At 41.7% G+C, this 19,022-nt stretch carries 13 protein-coding genes and 1 other annotated feature; of the genes, 2 read left to right on the forward strand and 11 right to left on the reverse strand.

The window, feature by feature from the left end:
• Positions 1 to 70: 70 nt before the first annotated feature.
• Together BABA_RS09670 and BABA_RS09675 are read right to left on the reverse strand one after the other, a co-directional pair.
• Positions 71 to 1,267, reverse strand: a complete 1,197-nt coding sequence (locus BABA_RS09670) for a substrate-binding domain-containing protein (protein ID WP_051186034.1) — start codon at positions 1,265 to 1,267, stop codon at positions 71 to 73.
• 160 nt (positions 1,268 to 1,427) lie between these two features.
• Entirely contained in the window at positions 1,428 to 4,664 is a 3,237-nt protein-coding gene (locus tag BABA_RS09675; RefSeq protein WP_007084989.1) for a winged helix-turn-helix domain-containing protein, read from the reverse strand.
• A gap of 142 nt (positions 4,665 to 4,806) precedes the next feature.
• Here BABA_RS09675 and BABA_RS09680 point away from each other — a divergent pair, with 142 nt between their 5' ends.
• The gene (locus BABA_RS09680; protein WP_007084990.1) at positions 4,807 to 7,326 is read left to right on the forward strand and encodes an EAL domain-containing protein; all 2,520 of its coding nucleotides are present in this window, start codon (positions 4,807 to 4,809) and stop codon (positions 7,324 to 7,326) included.
• Between the two features lie 30 nt (positions 7,327 to 7,356).
• Here the strand turns inward: BABA_RS09680 and thrB are convergent, their stop codons facing one another.
• From thrB to BABA_RS09695, 3 genes are read right to left on the reverse strand one after another with little or no spacing between them, the layout of a single operon-like run.
• Positions 7,357 to 8,274 carry a homoserine kinase gene (gene thrB / locus BABA_RS09685; RefSeq protein WP_007084991.1) on the reverse strand — a complete coding sequence of 306 codons (918 nt, stop codon included), beginning with the start codon at positions 8,272 to 8,274 and terminating at the stop codon, positions 7,357 to 7,359.
• Positions 8,271 to 9,335 carry a threonine synthase gene (gene thrC, locus BABA_RS09690; RefSeq protein ID WP_007084992.1) on the reverse strand — a complete coding sequence of 355 codons (1,065 nt, stop codon included), beginning with the start codon at positions 9,333 to 9,335 and terminating at the stop codon, positions 8,271 to 8,273. Before thrC ends, thrB begins: the two co-directional genes overlap by 4 nt.
• Positions 9,335 to 10,627 (reverse strand): homoserine dehydrogenase, encoded by a 1,293-nt coding sequence (locus BABA_RS09695; protein WP_007084993.1) that lies wholly within the window; start codon positions 10,625 to 10,627, stop codon positions 9,335 to 9,337. Before BABA_RS09695 ends, thrC begins: the two co-directional genes overlap by 1 nt.
• 279 nt (positions 10,628 to 10,906) lie before the next feature.
• Positions 10,907 to 11,120 (forward strand) — a binding site (T-box leader).
• A 166-nt stretch (positions 11,121 to 11,286) separates the two neighbouring features.
• On the opposite strand from BABA_RS09695, the gene serA reads away from it, so the two are divergent.
• Entirely contained in the window at positions 11,287 to 12,930 is a 1,644-nt protein-coding gene (gene serA / locus BABA_RS09700; protein WP_007084995.1) for a phosphoglycerate dehydrogenase, read from the forward strand.
• Positions 12,931 to 13,245: 315 nt separating this feature from the next.
• Here serA and BABA_RS09705 read toward each other — a convergent pair whose 3' ends face one another.
• The 6 genes from BABA_RS09705 to BABA_RS09725 all read right to left on the reverse strand — a co-directional run bounded on the left by BABA_RS09705 (position 13,246) and on the right by BABA_RS09725 (position 19,014).
• Positions 13,246 to 14,370, reverse strand: coding sequence for an HAD family hydrolase (locus BABA_RS09705; protein WP_007084996.1), 1,125 nt, complete (start codon positions 14,368 to 14,370; stop codon positions 13,246 to 13,248).
• A gap of 143 nt (positions 14,371 to 14,513) precedes the next feature.
• The gene (locus tag BABA_RS09710) at positions 14,514 to 14,813 is read right to left on the reverse strand and encodes a DUF3870 domain-containing protein (protein ID WP_040345867.1); all 300 of its coding nucleotides are present in this window, start codon (positions 14,811 to 14,813) and stop codon (positions 14,514 to 14,516) included.
• Positions 14,814 to 14,832: 19 nt separating this feature from the next.
• Positions 14,833 to 16,041 (reverse strand): acyl-CoA dehydrogenase family protein, encoded by a 1,209-nt coding sequence (locus BABA_RS09715; RefSeq protein WP_007084998.1) that lies wholly within the window; start codon positions 16,039 to 16,041, stop codon positions 14,833 to 14,835.
• A gap of 13 nt (positions 16,042 to 16,054) precedes the next feature.
• Positions 16,055 to 17,236: a CaiB/BaiF CoA transferase family protein gene (locus BABA_RS09720; RefSeq protein WP_007084999.1), complete on the reverse strand. Its 1,182-nt coding sequence runs from the start codon at positions 17,234 to 17,236 to the stop codon at positions 16,055 to 16,057.
• Between the two features lie 226 nt (positions 17,237 to 17,462).
• On the reverse strand, positions 17,463 to 17,609 hold the full coding sequence (locus tag BABA_RS27275) for a hypothetical protein (protein ID WP_157273150.1): 147 nt from the start codon (positions 17,607 to 17,609) through the stop codon (positions 17,463 to 17,465).
• A complete protein-coding gene (locus BABA_RS09725) occupies positions 17,593 to 19,014 on the reverse strand; it encodes an NAD-dependent succinate-semialdehyde dehydrogenase (protein ID WP_157273155.1) in 1,422 nt (473 codons plus the stop codon). The genes BABA_RS27275 and BABA_RS09725 overlap by 17 nt, the downstream gene beginning before the upstream one ends.
• Positions 19,015 to 19,022: the final 8 nt, after the last annotated feature.

Raw genomic sequence — 19,022 nt, forward strand, 5'->3', positions numbered from 1 at the left:
CACCGTGTTTCCTTTATCTCAGTTGGAGCGCTCCAGGCCATACGCCGCTGACCAGGGCGCTTGCGCTTTTCTATTTATTACGGATTGGCGGTGCTGTTTCATCAGGAGTAAGTTCCCTAATCAAAACTGGTACTGGGTACGTGACACCATCTTTCTTTTCAAGTTTAATCGCATACAAGGTTTGTAGAGCTTGGTGATCTTCCGGCCGGTAAGTCATTTTTCCTTTCGGTGTCTCAAAGCTCATGCCTTCCATCGTTTTGATTAATTGATCAGCATCCGCCTCACCACTTGTTTTCTTCAATGCTTCCACAATGGAAATGGCTGCACTCATCCCGCCAGGTGTAAACAAATCAGGAACATCTCCGTTAAAGCGTTTCTTGTGTTCGGCTACTAACCAGTCGTTGATTTTATTTTTTGGGAGGTCATGATAATAAACAGTGAAGCCTTCCATACCAATCAACGGCTCCATTGTCGATAATGCGGCAATATCCGGAGCCCCTGTAGAAATCTTGATTCCCTTATCCTGCACCTTCATATCAGCAATTTGTTTCCACGGGGAGTTGGCACCTGCCCAAACTACAAAGAGATAATCCGGTTTCGCATCGATGATTTTTTGAATGTTGGATGTAAAATCTGTTGCAGCTGGATCTGCATATTCTTCCTTGACAATATCGGCACCCAATTTTTCCGCAGCTTCTTTAAAGGCAGCTACACCGTCGCGCCCAAAGGAGTAATCAGGCGCTAGTGTTGCAATCTTTACGCCCTTTTTGGCAATCGCCGCTGCGCCTGCAACCGCATCCTGTGAGGAATTACGAGCGGAATGGAACATATACTTATTGAACTCTGAACCTGTAATACTATCTGCGGCGGCGGGTTCAACGACCATAATCTTTTTATATTCCTCTGCCAGCGGTAACACCGCTAATGTATCTGCCGAGCTGGATGATCCAACAAGGAAATCAACCTTATCTTCTTCTAATAACTTCGTGGCTTTTTGGACGGCTACTTCCGGTTTTGTTTCTGTATCTTCGACAATAAATTCAATCTTTCTGCCGGCCACCTCCATTTTCCCCTCGGTTGCATAATCAAGCCCGAGCTCAAACCCTCTTAATGTTTGTTTTCCGTATGACTCGAGTGCACCTGTTTTAGAGGCAAGTACACCGATTTTAATTGGTTCTTTAGTTTCCGTTTTCTTCCCGCCATCGTCCTTCGACTCTGATGTTGATTTATCAGAGCTGCACGCACTTGCAAAAATCATCAAAAACATAAGTAATCCTACTAATGCCCATTTTCCACGATACCCCTTCACACCTTTTCCCCCTTAAACTATTTACTTCAAAACTTGCAAAGCTTTGATTTAAGGATAGGCAAAGGAAGTTACAGGGGAGTTACAAAAAGAAAAGTACATAAAAAAACAGCCCTATAAGTTAAGGCTGCTCAATTGGATTTAAAATACTTTCCGATTCAATGATCATGTTGTACATATGCCTTGTCGGCTCGAGCGGGGTAACACCCAGTTCTTCCTCCAAAACTTCCGTGCATCTTTTATACCATTTCATCGCTTGGGGACGGTTGTTTTTTCGATAGTAACAATACATCAACAAGCGATAAGCCTCTTCCCAAGTGCGGTCGCGTTCGAGGATTTTTTCACACCAATAGATTCCCGCGTCATAATTTTCGCGGCGCACCATTAGCTGTGCCATTTTTTCAGCACCGCGCAGAAAATAGACAAGCATACTCTCTCTTTTGCTAATGCACCAATCATCATAGCGGCGGTCAGGCAAATAGTCCCCCTGATAAAGGGGCAATCCTCTCTCAAGGAAATAAATTACCTTTGCGTCATCTGTTTCATTTAACCCGTCCTGAATCAAGGCCTGAAAATGAGAGGTATCCACTTCAATTACGGCATTTGGATTTAACCCGTAAAACATTCCGTCGCGAACGATGAAAAATGGCGCTGCTCTTGCTTTTCTCATTGGTTCTAATACATGCTGAAGACTGTTTAATGCCACTTTGAAATCACGGTCAGCACTCTTTTTGTCTTGATTGGGCCAAAGAATTTGCATGATTTCATCTTTGGCTATCGGCTCATTTACCGTAATCAATAACTGGAACAATTCTTTCGCTTTTTCTCGCAGCCACTCCTTTTCCCCCGCCTCTTTCTCACCAAGCCAAAGCCTGAATTGCCCAAGTGTTTGCACACGGATTGAGTATCCCGGATGGGAGTCTAAAGTATTTACCCCCAGATCCTGTAAGACCTTTCTCACATAAGGCATCTGAATATCCTCACGCAAACACTCAAGTAACAACGGCACAAATACTTGTAAATCTCTTGGTCCGAATACAGATCTGTGTTGAAAAAAGAATTCATAGTCATGAATTTGCACGAGGGTTAAACATTTATCCATTGTTTGTTTATATAAATCTTGCTTTTTCTCTAGAAAGGAAAGATAAGACAACCAAAACTTGCTAAGCATTTGTCCAAAGGAATCCTCACATTTCCAAAAGAGAGATTCTGTTTTTTCCAAATATACTAGCGCTTTTGCCAGCCGTTCGTTATAAATACAGGTAATTCCCATACAAAGTGTAATTAAAGCAGACAGCCAAACGTCGTGTACCTTTTCTGTTTCCTCCAGCGCCTTTTTTCCGACAGCCAAGGCTCGTTCAAGTTCTCCTCTCGTTCCATATAAAAGGCAAAGTCCCATTAGCGGCTCGGCCTTTCCTCTATTGACACCGAGCTGATCCATGATGTCCAACGCCGTTTGGTAACAGTTTTCCGCTAAATGGGATTCATATTTATTTAAAATTTGCACGGCATGACCCATGCGAATCCAGCCGCATGCCTCAACGAACGGGGCTTTAAAGGTTATTCCTTGTTGAATTCCCTGCTGGGCAAGCGCCTTCGCTTTTACACCCTCCCCTGTAAACGCTTCAATTAGAGAAAGCAGTAAATCCGTTTCACGATGGGCCTGCGGCAGAGAAGTTACAATGGTATCATTCAACTTTTCCTTATAAAGGACCTTTTTCGCCTCCTCAAATCGACCCGTACGCAGATATAATCTTGCTTCAAAATTCCCATCAAGATGATTAGCTGCCTTCGTCTTATGAATCCATTTCCCAGCCTCCGATGCCTTCCCTAGGTTTAAGAGATTCTCAGATAACATTTGATAGAGTTTCCCTTTTTCGTCATCCGAATCCGTACATTTTTCCCTATAGACAATCGCCTCATATAAAAGCTGCTCTGCAAGGTGGGGTTGAATGGTATCTAAATAAATCTTCGCTTTTCCTTCTAGTGCCATACTCATTCCAAGATTATCCCACTTTTTCTCCGCACCAATAAAAGCCTTTTCATAACACTCTTCTGCCTCATGATAGTGGGAACGATAGCGATGAATTTCTGCTTTCAAATACCAAAGAAGATAATACGATTCCAGCTCCGCTTCAGGAAGAATCGCTAATTGATCATATAAGCTTTCCAGTTTGCCGCTTTCAAGCATCTCTAAGCCGTTTTCCTGTAAAATAGAGGCAATCGCTTTATGCTGATGAATCTTTTTATAATGATAAAGAGCTTCCTCCCATAATTGTCTTTTTTCATAATAACGAGCGCATCTTTCATGTAGCGCTGTATAATTTCGCGGGTTATTTTTTTGAAATAAATTTTCGAGAAACTCTTTAAATAAGGCATGGTACCGATAATGATTTATTCCAACCTTTTGAATAAATAAATTTCGTTCCTTTAATTGTTCAAGCATTCCCGGGGCACCATTAAGCCCAATAACCTCCTCACACATTTCTACCTCAATTTCCTCAAATATCGAAGTTTGCTCAAGGAACTGCTGAATGATGGGCGGCTGTTTCGAAAAAACTTCCATCACAAGATACTGAAAGAAATCTTGCAGAGAGTAGACAGAATGCTCAAAAAGATTCGAAATATCATTTTTTAATGGAATCTGCTGGGCAATCATACATATGGCGATAACCCAGCCCTCTGTCATCTGATAAATCGTCTGTAAATGATGGAACTCTATTTCTATATCATAAAGGTCGGTTAATAACAGTTCCATTTCTTCTATGGTAAGGACTAAGTCTTCTCTTGTTATTTCTAATAACTGCCCGCAGGCTTTCATTTTCGTCAAATGTTTCCATCCTGGGCGGCTGCGGCTGGAAATGACCAGATGTAAATTGGATGGAATATGTTCAAGTAATTTTTCCATCCAACTGTTGATCGTATAGGAATGGTCTATTTGATGAAAGTCATCTAAGATGAGCGTAATGTGCGAGCCGGCTGTCAGGACATTATTGATGAAGAGGGAACTTAGAATACTAAGTTCTTCTTCACGGATATAACGATCCATTGTATCTATATAGGAAGCTAATTCTGTTCCGAAGCCAGGTAGGACCCGGCGAATAGAATGAACGATATAGGTGAGAAATGGAAGGATGTCATCATCCATGGGGGAAAGGGAATACCAGCAGCCAGGAATTCGTTCATCCGTCATAAATAATGCCAGCGCAGTACTTTTTCCAAAACCAGCCCCCGAATGAATAAGGGTCAGCGGATATTCAGGTATTTGCTTCATTTTTCGCGTGAGCTTTGCCCTTCTGATCAAATCATCCTTTACCGCAGGAATCCGCAGTTTAGTTTGAATAATTGGCAATTTCAAACCAAATTCCCCTTTTCTATTTTCATAATATTTACACTATTTTACCATATTACAAATAATAAATTGGACTTTTTCTATGTAATAAAATATATTTACTTGAAAAGGATAGATAGAAAAGAATGCAAATTGGGGTGTTGCGTCATTGTCGATTAAAAAAAAGATTCCATTGATTTTTAGTCTCTTAGTTTTTCTCATTTTATTAACCAATAATGCCTTCCACTATATTCGTTCGAAAAATCAACTGCTTGAATATAACGAAGTCGTCATTAAAATGATTGTTAAGGAAGTTTCTTTTCAAGTCAAAAATACGAAAAGCAGCAGCTTATATGTTGAAGACATTCTTGGGAGAGACTTACGAACAGCTTCATTAGCTATCAAAGATGCCCTTCCAGCCAGCTATCAAGATATTACCAACGAGCAGCTGGTTGCTTTGGCAAAGGAAACCGGTGTTTCCCATATTACCTTATTAGCAAAAACAAATGATGACATTGTCGGCGTAAGATCCTCCGACCCCCAAGAAATCGGCATGTCCACTAAAGGCTGGGGCTATTGGTATGATGCCTATCAACAGCTTTTTTCCTTAAAACCCGTTTCCGTCGGGAAAGGGATCACCCTACCACATTATTGGTCCGGCCCAATTGAAGTAGCCTCCTCTAATCCCAAACATATTGATAAATGGGGCTATTACTATGATGGGTCAACCAATTACATGATCAATCCTTATTTTCGCGACAAGATAACAGATTATGAAAAACGCTTTGGGCCATGGAAAGTCATCCAGGACTTTACAAAAGTAGATGGGATTTTGGAACTAACTGTATTTAATCCGAAGAACTTTGGCAAGAAGGAAGAAGTTGTCCATTTAAACGGAAATAAATATATTCGAATTTCTGCACAGCCCATTTGGTACGGGAAGTATAACTATCAAAACTACACAACTGACGCGAATCTAGTTAAAAAGGCAATCACAACGAAAAAAAACCAATCATATAAGGACACCATGAATGGGAAAATGATCATGAAAACATTCGTTCCAATTTTTTCAAAAAATGATCAGCCATTCGTAATTGGCCTTGTTTATAATTATGGACTGATTCAAGCTGAACTTGTTCACGAGTTAAAAGTACATATTCTGTTATCCATCGCAATTATGCTTATCGTGTTAATTGTCAGTTTTCTTTTTTCAAGATCTATTACTCAGCCAATCGGCTACATCGTTGAGCATGTGAATGAGATTGCCCAAGGGAACTTTGGAAAAAAATTAAAGTTAAAACGAAAAGATGAATTAGGGTTGCTAACTGAAAACGTAAATGCCATGTCAAATCATTTGCGTAGTTATGTGGAGGATTTAAATCAAAGTAAGGAGCTCATCGAATACCAGGCCTACCACGATCCCTTAACAGGCCTGTTAAACAGACGCTATTTTCAAGAAAAATTAAGACAAATTATTGATCGTGCTAATAAAACGGGGGAAACCGTGTCCGTTATCTTCATTGATTTGGATCGCTTTAAACAGGTGAACGATTCGTTTGGGCATAACAAGGGGGATGAAATCCTAAAAATTGTCTCCGGCAGGATTAAGGATTGTCTTCCGGCTGATGACAATACAATCATCACAAGGCAAGGCGGGGACGAATTTATTATTTTACTCAAGAATTATAATCTCGATAAAACAAAAGCTGCAGCAGAAACAATTGTTAATCATTTAAAAAAGCCCTACTCTTTAAATGGCAAAGAAATCTATCTCAGTGCAAGTTGCGGCATTAGCATCTATCCAGATCATACTAAAAACATGGACACACTTATCATTTATTCTGACTTGGCGATGTATGCTGCTAAAAAGACCGGGGGTAATAAAGTAACCATTTATTCCGAGAAATTAAGTCAATCAAGCATTGAAAGACCGCGTCTAGAAGCACATTTAAGAAAAGCGATTGAAAATGAAAAAATTGAAGTATTCTATCAGCCAAAAATCAATTTGAAATCCGGAACTATTTTCGGTGCAGAGGCACTGGTAAGATGGACAGATGCAGAATTTGGGTTTGTTCCTCCAGATGTGTTCATTCCGATTGCGGAGGATACGGGGTTAATTCAGCCATTATGGGAACTAGTGATGAAATTGGCCTGTAGCCAGGTTAGCAAATGGAATGCTGCCCGTCCCCAGCCTTTGTCGATATCCGTTAATTTTTCAGCCCGTCAATTTCAAGAACCAGTTTTAATGTTACAAAAGGTTAAAGAAATCCTAGCTGAAAGTCAGTTACTACCGAAGAATTTAGAAATAGAAATTACCGAAAGTATTCTCTTATCTAATTCAAGCGAAATCGTCCAAGCACTTGAATCACTAAAAGACATCGGTATTGCCGTTTCTATTGACGATTTCGGGACAGGATACTCTTCCTTAAGCTATTTAAAGGATTTACCGATTAACACCTTGAAAATCGATAAGTCATTCATCCAGAATATTAATGAAAATCATGAAAATGCCGAGATTCCAGAAGCGATTATTAATCTTGCTCGCAGTCTCCATCTCGATGTCATAGCGGAAGGTGTAGAAGAAGAATATCAAAAGGATTTCCTACTATCGAAGAATTGTGTCCAAATGCAAGGGTATTTGTTTAGCAAACCGTTAAGTAAAGAGGAATTCGAGAAGCTTTTTATTTAAAAAATAACAGGGCAGCCGTAGCTGCCCTGTTTATTTTACAAATTTCTCTACTTCCTTTACACAACTGCCAATATAATCGATTGCCAGTCTTTTCACAGTCATGCCTGGAAATTCCCTACATAAGGCATACGCCAGTTCCTGCCCTTTTCCCTTTTCACTAAAGCAAATAACAGTTGGCCCTGCACCGCTCAATGCCACTCCGAATGCCCCATTAGACTTTGCACATGTCTCAATCTCCTGATAAAAATGAATCAGCGGCTTTCGATAGGGCTGATGAAAAAGGTCTTGTCTCATCATTTTTCCGGCTAGATGCCAATTTTTACTTACTAGAGCAGCAATCAAAAGGTTGGCCGTTGAAGAAGCTTGGACAGCCTCCTGCCGTGAATAGTTGGAAGGTAAAACATCGCGCGATTCCTTCGTTAATAAAATTTCGTTGGGGATGACCGTCACTATTTCTACGGGGACGTCTGTAAAGGAAAGCATATCTACTTCATTTTGATCGTAACTTCCGATGACAAGTCCTCCATAAAGAGAAGCACCAACATTATCCGGATGTCCTTCCCATTTTGTCGCCAGAAGAAGCTTCTCGTCCTTGGTTAAACGTAAGCCGCCAACTACATCCGCAAGCTCAATTCCGGCAACAATGGCCGCCGCACTTGAGCCAAGCCCGCGTGCTAATGGAATTTCACTCTCTACTTTAATTTTGCAAGGAGATAACTCCATTCCATAATTTGCCGCGGTCTTAATGGCGACTTGGCAGATAAAATGGCTTTCATCGGTTGGGAGATCCTTCAATTCCTCACATAAAGAATAGCATTCCCACTGATCATGTTTCTCTATTTCTAAAGTTAAATATAAATTTAAAGCTAGGCCGATTGAATCAAATCCTGGCCCAAGATTAGCTGTACTCGCAGGTACTTTAATCAAAAAGCGTTCATTTAGCGTCATCCACGGACAACTCCTCGGATATGTTCAGCAACCGCTTTTTCATCGTTTGGTAATTGAACAGGTGTGACAAGACTGCTATTTATTGCTGTATCTGGATCCTTCAAACCATTGCCTGTCAGGACAGCAACAATTTTTGTCCCTTTTGCAATTTTTCCATTTTGGATACTCTTATAAACACCGGCAATCGATGCGCAGGAAGCAGGCTCAGCAAACACCCCTTCAGCGGCAGCTAATTTTTTATAAGCGGTAATGATTTCTTCGTCACTTACTTCATCAAATTGGCCATGTGATTCTTCTACAGCATTAACGGCTAGATCCCAGCTTGCTGGGTTTCCAATCCGAATGGCAGTTGCAATGGTTTCCGGATTTTCAAATACACGATTATGGACAAGAGCGGCAGCACCTGCTGCTTCAAAGCCAAACATTCTTGGCAGTCCTGTCTCTTTCTTCTCGTTATATTCTTTAAACCCTTTCCAGTAAGCACTGATATTACCGGCATTTCCAACTGGAATCGCTAAAATTTCAGGTGCAGAACCAAGCTGGTCACACACTTCAAATGCGGCAGTCTTTTGTCCTTCTAGCCGGTATGGATTGACTGAATTTACGAGCGCAATCGGTTCTACCTTGCTAATATTTCGCACCATTTTTAATGCTTCGTCAAAATTCCCCTCAATTGAGATAATTTCAGCTCCATACATCATCGCTTGTGCCAGTTTGCCTAGTGCAATTTTCCCTTCAGGGATGACAACAATACAATTAATCCCGGCACGTGCCGCATATGCAGCTGCTGCTGCCGATGTATTACCTGTTGAAGCGCAGATGATTGTTTTACTGCCTTCCTCTATTGCTTTGGCAACTGCCATAACCATACCTCTGTCTTTGAAAGATCCAGTTGGGTTGGCCCCTTCTACTTTCACATAAAGCTCAACGCCCCATTCCTGGGATAATCTTTCAAGCTTGATTAACGGCGTATTTCCTTCGTTAAGCGTAAGCTTGGGTGTTTGTTCGTTAATTGGTAAATATTCTTTATATGCTTCTAATAATCCTGGCCATCTTCTCATCATGATTTCCTCACCACTCTATATGCACTTTTAACTTCTTTTACTGCGCTTAAATCGTATAATTCTAGTAAAATTTTATCGTAATTAGTTTCTGAAGCTTTATGTGTAACTAAAACAATTTCTGATGTTTCATTTTTCTGGATTGGCAACTGCAGTATTTTTTCAAAGCTTACACCATATTTGGCAAAAATAGCAGTAATATCCGCGAACACGCCTACTTCATCCTGAACATGAATCCGTAAGAAGTACTTAGAGAACTTTTCCTCATTATCCTTTAACCGCTTAGGATATTGCGGTGTGACGGCACTGCGGCCATTAACGCCCAGTCTTAAATTTTTGATGACACCAACAAGGTCTGAAACGACGGCTGTAGCAGTCGGCATGCTTCCTGCACCAGGGCCATAAAACATCGTTTCGCCGACGGCTTCCCCGTAGACATAAACGGCATTATATTCATTTTGTACAGAGGCAAGCGGATGATTGTTTGATAGGAAGGTAGGTGCAACGCTGACTTCTACCTTTTCGCCCTCACGCCCAGCATAGCCTATTAATTTCATTGTATAACCTAATTGTTTGCCGTAGCTTAAGTCTTCTTCGGTGATGTTGGAAATTCCGCTGACCTTGACATCTTCCAGATCAATATGCATCGAAAAACCAAGAGTTGCGAGAATCGTCATTTTTCGAGCTGCATCAAGGCCTTCTACATCAGCGGTTGGATCTGCCTCAGCAAAGCCGAGTGCCTGTGCTTCTTTAAGGACTTCTTCATATGAACGTCCTTCATCGCTCATTTTTGTTAAAATATAATTGGTTGTGCCATTCACAATTCCCATCATTTGTGTAATTCGATCTGACGCAAGGCCATCAACAAGACCTCTTAAGACTGGAATACCGCCAGCCACACTGGCTTCGTAAAAAAGGTCGCAGCCATGTTCTGTGGCAACTGTTAAAAGCTCGGAACCATGGAGGGCCATCAAGTCTTTATTGGCTGTTACCACATGCTTGCCTTGGCGAAGCGCGGTAATCAAAAAATCCTTTGTATCATGTACCCCGCCCATTACCTCTATGACGACATCAATGTCCTTGTCAAAAAGAATATCATCAGGGTTGGATGTTAAAGTCTTTACATCTACTTCAACCGGTCTGCTCTTATGTAAGTCCTGGACAAGGATCTTTTTAACGACAACCGGACACCCCACTTGATGGATTAATTTATCTTGGTGATTTTCAATAATTTTTACCACACCCGAACCGACTGTGCCTAATCCTAATAATCCTATCGAGATTGCTTTCATAAAGATCCCCTCCTATAAGTGTCCATTTGTGGCGCACAAATGTTTTTCTATTGTAGACATTATATGATTCTCTTTATTTTTTTACAATAGATTTATTTTGGTGTTTTACACTGAAACCGCTTACCACCGCGCCACAATTGGCTTGCTTTTTTTAACTGGAATTTTTCAAAATAAAAAGAAAAATATTTTCCGCTTTATCCCTTTACAAGTTTGAAGAAAAGGTTGTAGAATAGTGCCTATATTCATCTGATTTTGAAATTTCAATTAATTATACACTATTAAATAGTAATGATGAAGACGGAAATAAGAAAAAGCCTCAGAGAGCCGGTGGTTGCTGCGAACCGGTGCTAATTCTAATTTAACCTAGCCCTTCTGAACTGGCAGCTGAACCTTTTAGTAGGCATGCCCGGTGATAAGCCGTTACATTTTAGAGGCTGCTTTTATTTTTCAAGCAGCAAAAGAGGGTGGCACCACGTTTATTCACGTCCCTCATAACAGGTATTTTTCTGTCTGTTATGAGGGACGTTTTCTATTTTTCGAAGAAAGGAGAAATATTCTGATAGATTCATTTGGTATTACCCCACGTTTTACTAGCATAGAAGTAGGTAAGTAGAAATGAATTGAATCGCTTTTTAAATAGCTGAGGAGGTTGAATGAACATGTATAAAGTTCTTGTAACAGATGGTATTAGCAGCACTGGTTTGGTGAGTCTTATTGAACATCCCCATTTTGTCGTGGATCGGCAGCCTACATTGCCGACTGAAGAGTTGAAAAAAATTATTGGCAATTACGATGCATTAATTGTGAGAAGCCAAACAAAGGTAACCGAGGAATTACTCTTGGCTGCAGACCGGCTTCGGGTCATTGCCCGGGCAGGTGTCGGTGTCGATAATATTGATGTCAATGCCGCTACCCGAAAAGGGATCATCGTTATTAACGCTCCGGGGGCTAATACGATTGCCGCAACAGAACATACATTAGCGATGATGTTGTCATTAGCGCGAAAAATTCCTCAAGCACATCAAAAGACCGCTGGCGGTGAGTGGGATCGTAATTCTTTTAAAGGAGTCGAATTGTACAAGAAAACGCTTGGTGTTATCGGTATGGGTAAAATCGGAACAGAAGTGGCGAAACGGGCGAAAAGCTTTGGGATGAACATACTGGGATTTGACCCTTATCTAACAGAAGAGCGGGCGAAGAAACTGGGGATGACGAAGGCAAGTCTCGATTTAATTGCCCAGGAATCTGATTTTATTACCGTTCATACCCCTCTAACCAATGATACGAGAGGTTTGATCAATGACGACTACTTAAGTAAAACAAAAAAAGGTGTCCGCATTGTTAACTGCGCCCGCGGGGGTGTAATTGACGAGAAAGCTTTAGTCAGAGCGATTAAGGCCGGGCATGTAGCAGGTGCTGCCCTTGATGTATTTGAAAAAGAGCCGGTTGCCGATGTAGAATTGCTGCAAAATCCTAATATCATTGTCACACCTCATCTTGGCGCTTCCACTGTAGAAGCACAGGAAAAGGTTGCCCAAGAGGTAAGCGCAGAAATTATCGAAATATTTGAAACGCAATCGATTCAAAATGCCGTTAACATGCCGCAAATGTCTGGTGAAACACAGGCAAAGCTGCAGCCATATTTACTGCTTGGCGATCAGATGGGGCAGCTTGTGATTCAATTATTAAATAAGCAGGCTCCTGATAAAATCGAAATCAATTATTATGGTGATTTAATTGATGAGGATACTGAATTATTGACTCGTACTCTCTTAAAAGGGATCTTATCCTATCATTTAAGTGATTCTGTTAATCTCATAAATGCACTTCACCTTTTGAAGGAGCAGGGTGTTTCCTACAATGTGGTTAAAAATGCTACCAATAAAGGTTTTGCAAATTATATGGAACTTTTAGTTTCCAATGGCCTGGAAACAGCGCGAATTGGTGCAACCGTCCTAAACGGTTACGGTGCAAGGATTTTAAAAATCAACCAATACCGAATCGACGTAAAACCGGAAAAATTCCTTTTATATATTAAACACCGCGACTTACCGGGGATGATTGGCAAAGTGGGCTCGCTCTTGGGGGATTACGGGATCAATATTGGTACGATGCAGGTTGGGCGTACTGAGATTGGCGGGGAAGCCATCATGGTGTTAACCCTTGATAAAGCCTTGGGCGCGGAGATCATTCGTGATTTAACCTTAATTGAAGGTTTAGATGAAGCACAATTACTGGAATTGACGAATGTGGATTCATTTGAGCCGGGGCGTGTGGAGCCGGAGAAGGTGGAAAGCTTATAGGTTTGTTTTATTCAATGAAGAGGGCTTGCTGCCCTCTTTTTTTATTTTGAATGTTAATTTCGCTGTGTTTGAAAAATAAACGGGAAAATTCCGTCTAAATTGGGAAATACCCATTTTTCCCTAAAAATAAAGGTAGTATTTCCGTTTATATTATTCAAATCTTTGGATTTTGTCTTTTTTAGAGCAGTTAATCGGAATATCTCCGCTTATATCTGCTTCTTAAGCTTCCTCTATATGCATTAGCCGGAAATTCTCCGCCTATGAATTCTCATACCTACACGTAAATCAATAATGAATAATAACAGAACCTTTATTTTATAAAATACCTTTTAGATCTAAAACGGAATCAAGAATATAATCTGCCTCATACTGTTCGAATTCACTTCGTGCGGCTTTTCCGGATAGCCCTGTTAAGACCGCAGCAAACTCACAGCCTAATTGTCTCGCAGCGAGCAGGTCTGCTAACGAGTCCCCAACCACAAGTACTTCTTCACAGTTTTCTATTGGCAGCGCCGTTTCTAAGCATTCCTGTATAGACGTGTCTCTACCTTTAATACCCATTACGTATGTATACGGATGCGGCTTCGATAAAGATTTCCATTCTGGAAGCTCCTTTTCCGCTTCCAACACGTCATCGGCTGTCACAATTCGATTCTCATCAAAGTGCTTTAACCATTCCAAATGCTTAAAAGGCTGGATTGTTTCAAGTGCCGGCCGGCCAGTTCCGATTCCAATCGTAAATCCCGAATTGATTAGATATTGAAATAGGTTTGCAATTTCATCCTGAGGTGCTAAGGTTGTTTCATTTGACAGAAAGCCTTGTTTGCCGGTTTGCACCGATGGTCTTCCGGTAGAAGCAAGGACATGTTCATCGCCCACATACCATTCCTGTGAAACATGCTCACAAATCGACCAAAGCTCCCCTTTATTGAAAATCGTTGTATCCACCCCAAGCTTTTCCTTCGCCAGTACATTTAAGTAACTAAGTAAATCCTGCTTCATAGCCTGCGACTTCGCAAAATCCTCCAAAAACAAACCAAAATCTATTGTCACATGATACTTACTTAACACCCTGCCAATCTCCAGCAACGTCTCACGATCCATTGGTGCCTGACACCAATTGGTAATTTTTTCATATTCATTTTCTTTAATTTGTGATAATAGGTGGATGAGTTGATGGCTGAATGATAAATAGATCATGTCCCAGTTCGCGTTAAGGCCACGGGATTTCATAAATTTGAGAATCTGATCGTTCCGAAAAACCTCTTCTCTTATTGTTTGAATTTCAGCCTCACTATAGTCTGTTTTAAATTTTTCAGGTGCCAATGCTAAGTAATTGCAACTATTCAACATCTCCCAAATCGTTAAAGCAGATGCATCAAAGTAATGTTCTTCACTCAATAAAACCCCATCAACGTCAAACAAAATTGTTTTAATCAACTCTCCAACCCTTCTTTCCCTGTCTTCTTTTATACTTTATCGTAACACAGCAACACTCATGATTTGAAGTATATATTTTGTTTGACATTCATAAAAAAAGCCTGCACGTTGGATATTGCCAACTGCAAGGCTTTTTAGTTGTCTTAGTTTTCATATTGTCCGTATAAATCCTTAACGGCGGCAATTAGCGCATTTACCGCCTTTCCGCGGTAGCCTTCCCTTAGTGCATCGATAATATCGTCAATACCGTCCTGCAGGCTGTGTCCTTTTAAAATTTGCTGGACGTAGGCTTTTCCGTGGTCTGTGGCCAGCGTACAGGAGGATTCGATGATGACCCCGTATTTTTTATCCACCTCAACTGTAATCGTCAGTGAATCATACACACTTTGGGCAGCCATCCCCTGCGGCAAGCGGGAGTGGCCTGCGAGGAAATAGGTTTTCAATCCTAACATGTGCGCACACCTATCCTTTTATTAAGCTTTCTTCAAACGGCCATGCTGGCAGCATTTTTCGCAACGGTTTATCCTCGCGGTAGCCAAGCGCATATTCCCCCTGCATAATCGTATGAATTTCTCTTGTGCCCTCATAAATGACAGGTGCCTTAGCATTCCGTAAATATCGCTCGACAGGGAATTCATTGGAGAAGCCGTAGGCACCGTGAATTTGAACAGCATCGTTGGCTGCCTCATAGGCAGCATCACAGGAGATCCATTTTGCCAAAGATGTTTCTTGGGTATTGCGTTTGCCGTTATTTTTTAACCAGCCGGCTTTAAAAACGAGCAAACGAGAAATCTCAAGGTTTGCTGACATCTTCGCGATCATTTGCTGAACGAGCTGATGCCTGCCGATTTCCTTGCCAAATGTTTTCCGTTCCTCGCAGTATTTAACACTTGCTTCAAGCGAGGCCATAATCGTGCCGCACGCACCTGCTGCTACCGTGAAACGGCCATTGTCCAGGGCAGACATCGCAATTTTAAAGCCCTCTCCTTCATATCCCAGCAAGTACCCTGCCGGCACTCTTACATTGTCCAAAAAGACCTCTCCTGTGTTTCCGGCACGGATGCCGAGCTTTCCTTTAATCGCTTTAGAGGAGAATCCTTCAAGTGTTCGTTCAACAATAAAGCAGGAAATGCCATGATGACCTGCTTTCGGGTCTGTTTTGGCAAAAATCAAGAAATGATCGGCCACATCACAGAGAGAAATCCAAGTTTTTGATCCATTTAAAATATAGTAGTCCCCATCCTTTACCGCAGTAGTTTCCATTGCCGCTACATCCGAGCCAGCATTTGGTTCCGTGAGTCCAAAAGCGGCTACCTTTTCGCCTTTAGCTTGCGGAACGAGATATTTTTGCTTCTGCTCTTCTGTTCCCCACTGCAATAGCGTCATACTGTTTAATCCGGTATGAACCGAAACAGCGGTACGGAAGGCAGTATCCCCGCGCTCGAGCTCCTCACAGACAATCGCAAGTGTGTTATAATCCATGCCAACGCCGCCATACTCTTCCGGGATGCATACTCCCATGAGCTGTAGTTCCGCTAAACGTTCTAGAATATTTGTTGCAAAGTGACCTTTCTCATCCCACTCCTTAATATAGGGCATAATTTCTCGGTCAACGAAGGCACGGACTACCTTTCTTACACTCTTTTGTTCTTCTGTTTGTGAAAAATTCATTTCTTGTTCCCCCTCAAATATTTTTTTGTTGTTTCATTTGGGCAATTTCCTGCTTTGAGTAGCCAAGCTTCATTAATACCTCTTCTGTGTGTTCTCCGTGCATGGGCGGGTGTTTATCGATAATGATGGGAGAGTTTGAAAATTTTAATGGTGAACCGACAAGCTTCAAATTCGGGATCACGGGATGCTTTACATTGACAACCATTTCCCTGGCTCTCGACTGCTCCGAATCCAACGCCTCTTTTACATTGTGGATTGGACCATTGGGGATCCCAGCTTCATCAAGAATTTGTTTCCATTCTGCTCTTGATTTCATTTTTATTTTGGCTGTGATTATTTTTTCAATTTCCGCTTTAAATTGCAGCCTGTCTGAGTTTTTTTCATATTGTAAAAGGGAAGGTTCTTCTAGTTGGATTGCTAGCTTTCGATACTGCTGGTCATTTCCGACAGCGATGATAAAATCACCATCATTTGCGGCAAACACCTGATAAGGCACAATATTCGGATGGGCATTGCCAAGCCGTTCAGGGATATTCCCAGAGCATAAATAATTGCTGGCAACATTCACTAAGGCAGCCAATTGGGAGTCAAATAAGGAGATATCCACTTCCTGTCCTTCTCCCGTACTGTTGCGATGTTGGATTGCTCCTAAAATACCAATACAAGTAAATAGTCCAGTGAGTACGTCCGCGATTGCGACACCGACTTTTGCAGGCTGAGCATCTTTTTCACCGGTAATGCTCATTAAGCCCGACATGGCTTGAATTATATAATCATAGCCCGGCAGATGGGAGTAGGGGCCTTCCGTAGACCCAAAGCCACTGATTGATGCTAAAATTATTCCTGCATTGATCTTTTTCATTTCCTGATAGCCAAAGCCCAACTTTTCGAGGGTTCCTGGCTTAAAATTTTGTACAACTACATCGGCATCCAGTATAAGTTTTCCCAAAATTCCCTTACCTTGTTGTGATTTCAGATTTAGAGTAATTCCTTGTTTATTTCGGTTGGTGCATAAGTAATAGGCGCTCTCTCCCTCCACAAAGGGCGGGCCCCAGCCTCTTGTTTCATCCCCCGAATCGACACTTTCAATTTTAATTACCTCTGCTCCCATATCGCCTAAAATCATCGTGCAATAGGGTCCGGCTAATACGCGTGATAAATCAATTACTTTAATTCCATGGAGCGGACCAGTCATTTGAGCTACCTCCTTTCACATATGGATTCTACGAAAATATGGATAATCCTTTGTTATGATTTGAAAAAAGCCAGCAAAAACAATCAATGACAAATAAGGCATTGATTGTTTCACTGGCTTTTTTTCGTGGTTTCTCCTCTGGATGGAGGATGAAGCGAATTAAGCAGCTACTTTTTCAAAGATATGATAGATTTAGTTTTCATATACTAATTTTGTTATAGGCATTTTAGGCGATTCCAAGGAAATCTGGCTTTTTTCCGCCAAGGTCAGCTAAAATCCCGCCAGTTTTCAAATTAATTCCGCCAACTTTTGGCTGTATTCCGCCAAGTTCACATTTTGTTCGGTTAAGTGCCTTTTTAAATATCCAACCCAATCGATATATACTTCACTTCTAAAAATTCTTCAATTCCATAATGTCCGCCTTCACGGCCGAGACCGCTCTCTTTATAACCACCGAATGGGGCCTGAACGACTGATGGCAGGGCATCATTTAAGCCAATAATTCCGTATTCAAGCTGCTCCGTGATTCTGAAGGAGCGGCTTAAATTATCCGTATAGACATAGGCCGCCAAGCCGTAACAGGAATTGTTTGCCCGTTCGATGGCTTCCTCCTCCGTTTTGAAGGTTGAGACCGGTGCAAGCGGCCCAAATATCTCATCCCTCATGCATTCCATCTCATCGTTAATATCGGTCAAAATGGTCGGCGCATAGAAATAGCCATTTTCATCAGCAGGTTTAAGCCCGCTGTATGTTACCTTTCCACCCTTTTTCAAGGCATCCTTGACAAGTCCGTCCACTTTTTTATATGCAGCTTTATCGATTAACGGCCCAATATCTGTTCCTTCTTCAAGCCCGTTTCCAACCTTTAGCTTTTCTAATTCCGCTTGAAAAAGCTTGATGAATTCATCGGCTACATTTTCCTGCACATAGACACGATTCGTACAAATGCAAGTCTGACCGGCATTGCGGAACTTCGACTGAACAAGCCCCGCAGCTGCCTTCGCTAAGTTTGCATCATCCATGACAATAAACGGAGCATTTCCGCCAAGCTCTAATGATACTTTTTTTACATTTTCAGCGGCACCGCGCATTAACGTTTTTCCGACCTCTGTTGAACCGGTAAAGGTAATCTTTGTCACCCGTGGATCCTTCAACCATACCTCGCCGATTTCAGACGAACGCCCCGTAATCACGTTAATGGCCCCAGCAGGAATCCCCGCCTCATGGGCAAGTTCAACCATTTTTAAAGCAGTCAACGGTGTTTGGTTCGCTGGTTTTACGACGGCCGTACAACCGGCAGCAAGTGCCGGTGCTACTTTTCTCGTAATCATCGCTGCTGGAAAATTCCACGGGGTAATCGCCGCAATGACACCAACCGGTTCCTTCCTAACTAGTATTCTTTTATTTGGATGGGAGGCTGGAATGGTTTCTCCGTATACCCGTTTACCTTCTTCGGCATACCAGGAGATAAAACCATTCGCATACTGAACCTCTCCAAGTGCCTCTTTTAATGGCTTTCCTTGCTCAATTGTCATAATTCTAGCAATTTCATGCTTGTTTTCTTCTATTAAATAGAACCATTTCATCAGAAGATGATAACGCTCTTCTGCTGTCTTTTTCGACCAGAGTTTGAAGGCTTTATGGGCGGCATCGACCGCCTGCTTTGCTTCATAGGCACCGCCAGTTGGCACCGCCCCAATCACTTCCTTTGTTGCTGGATTGACGATTTCAGTAAAAACTTCATAATCACTGCCCACCCAATCACCATTTAGATACATCGGATAGA

It is taken from the genome of Neobacillus bataviensis LMG 21833, assembly GCF_000307875.1.
GTDB classification, from domain to species: domain Bacteria; phylum Bacillota; class Bacilli; order Bacillales; family Cytobacillaceae; genus Neobacillus; species Neobacillus bataviensis.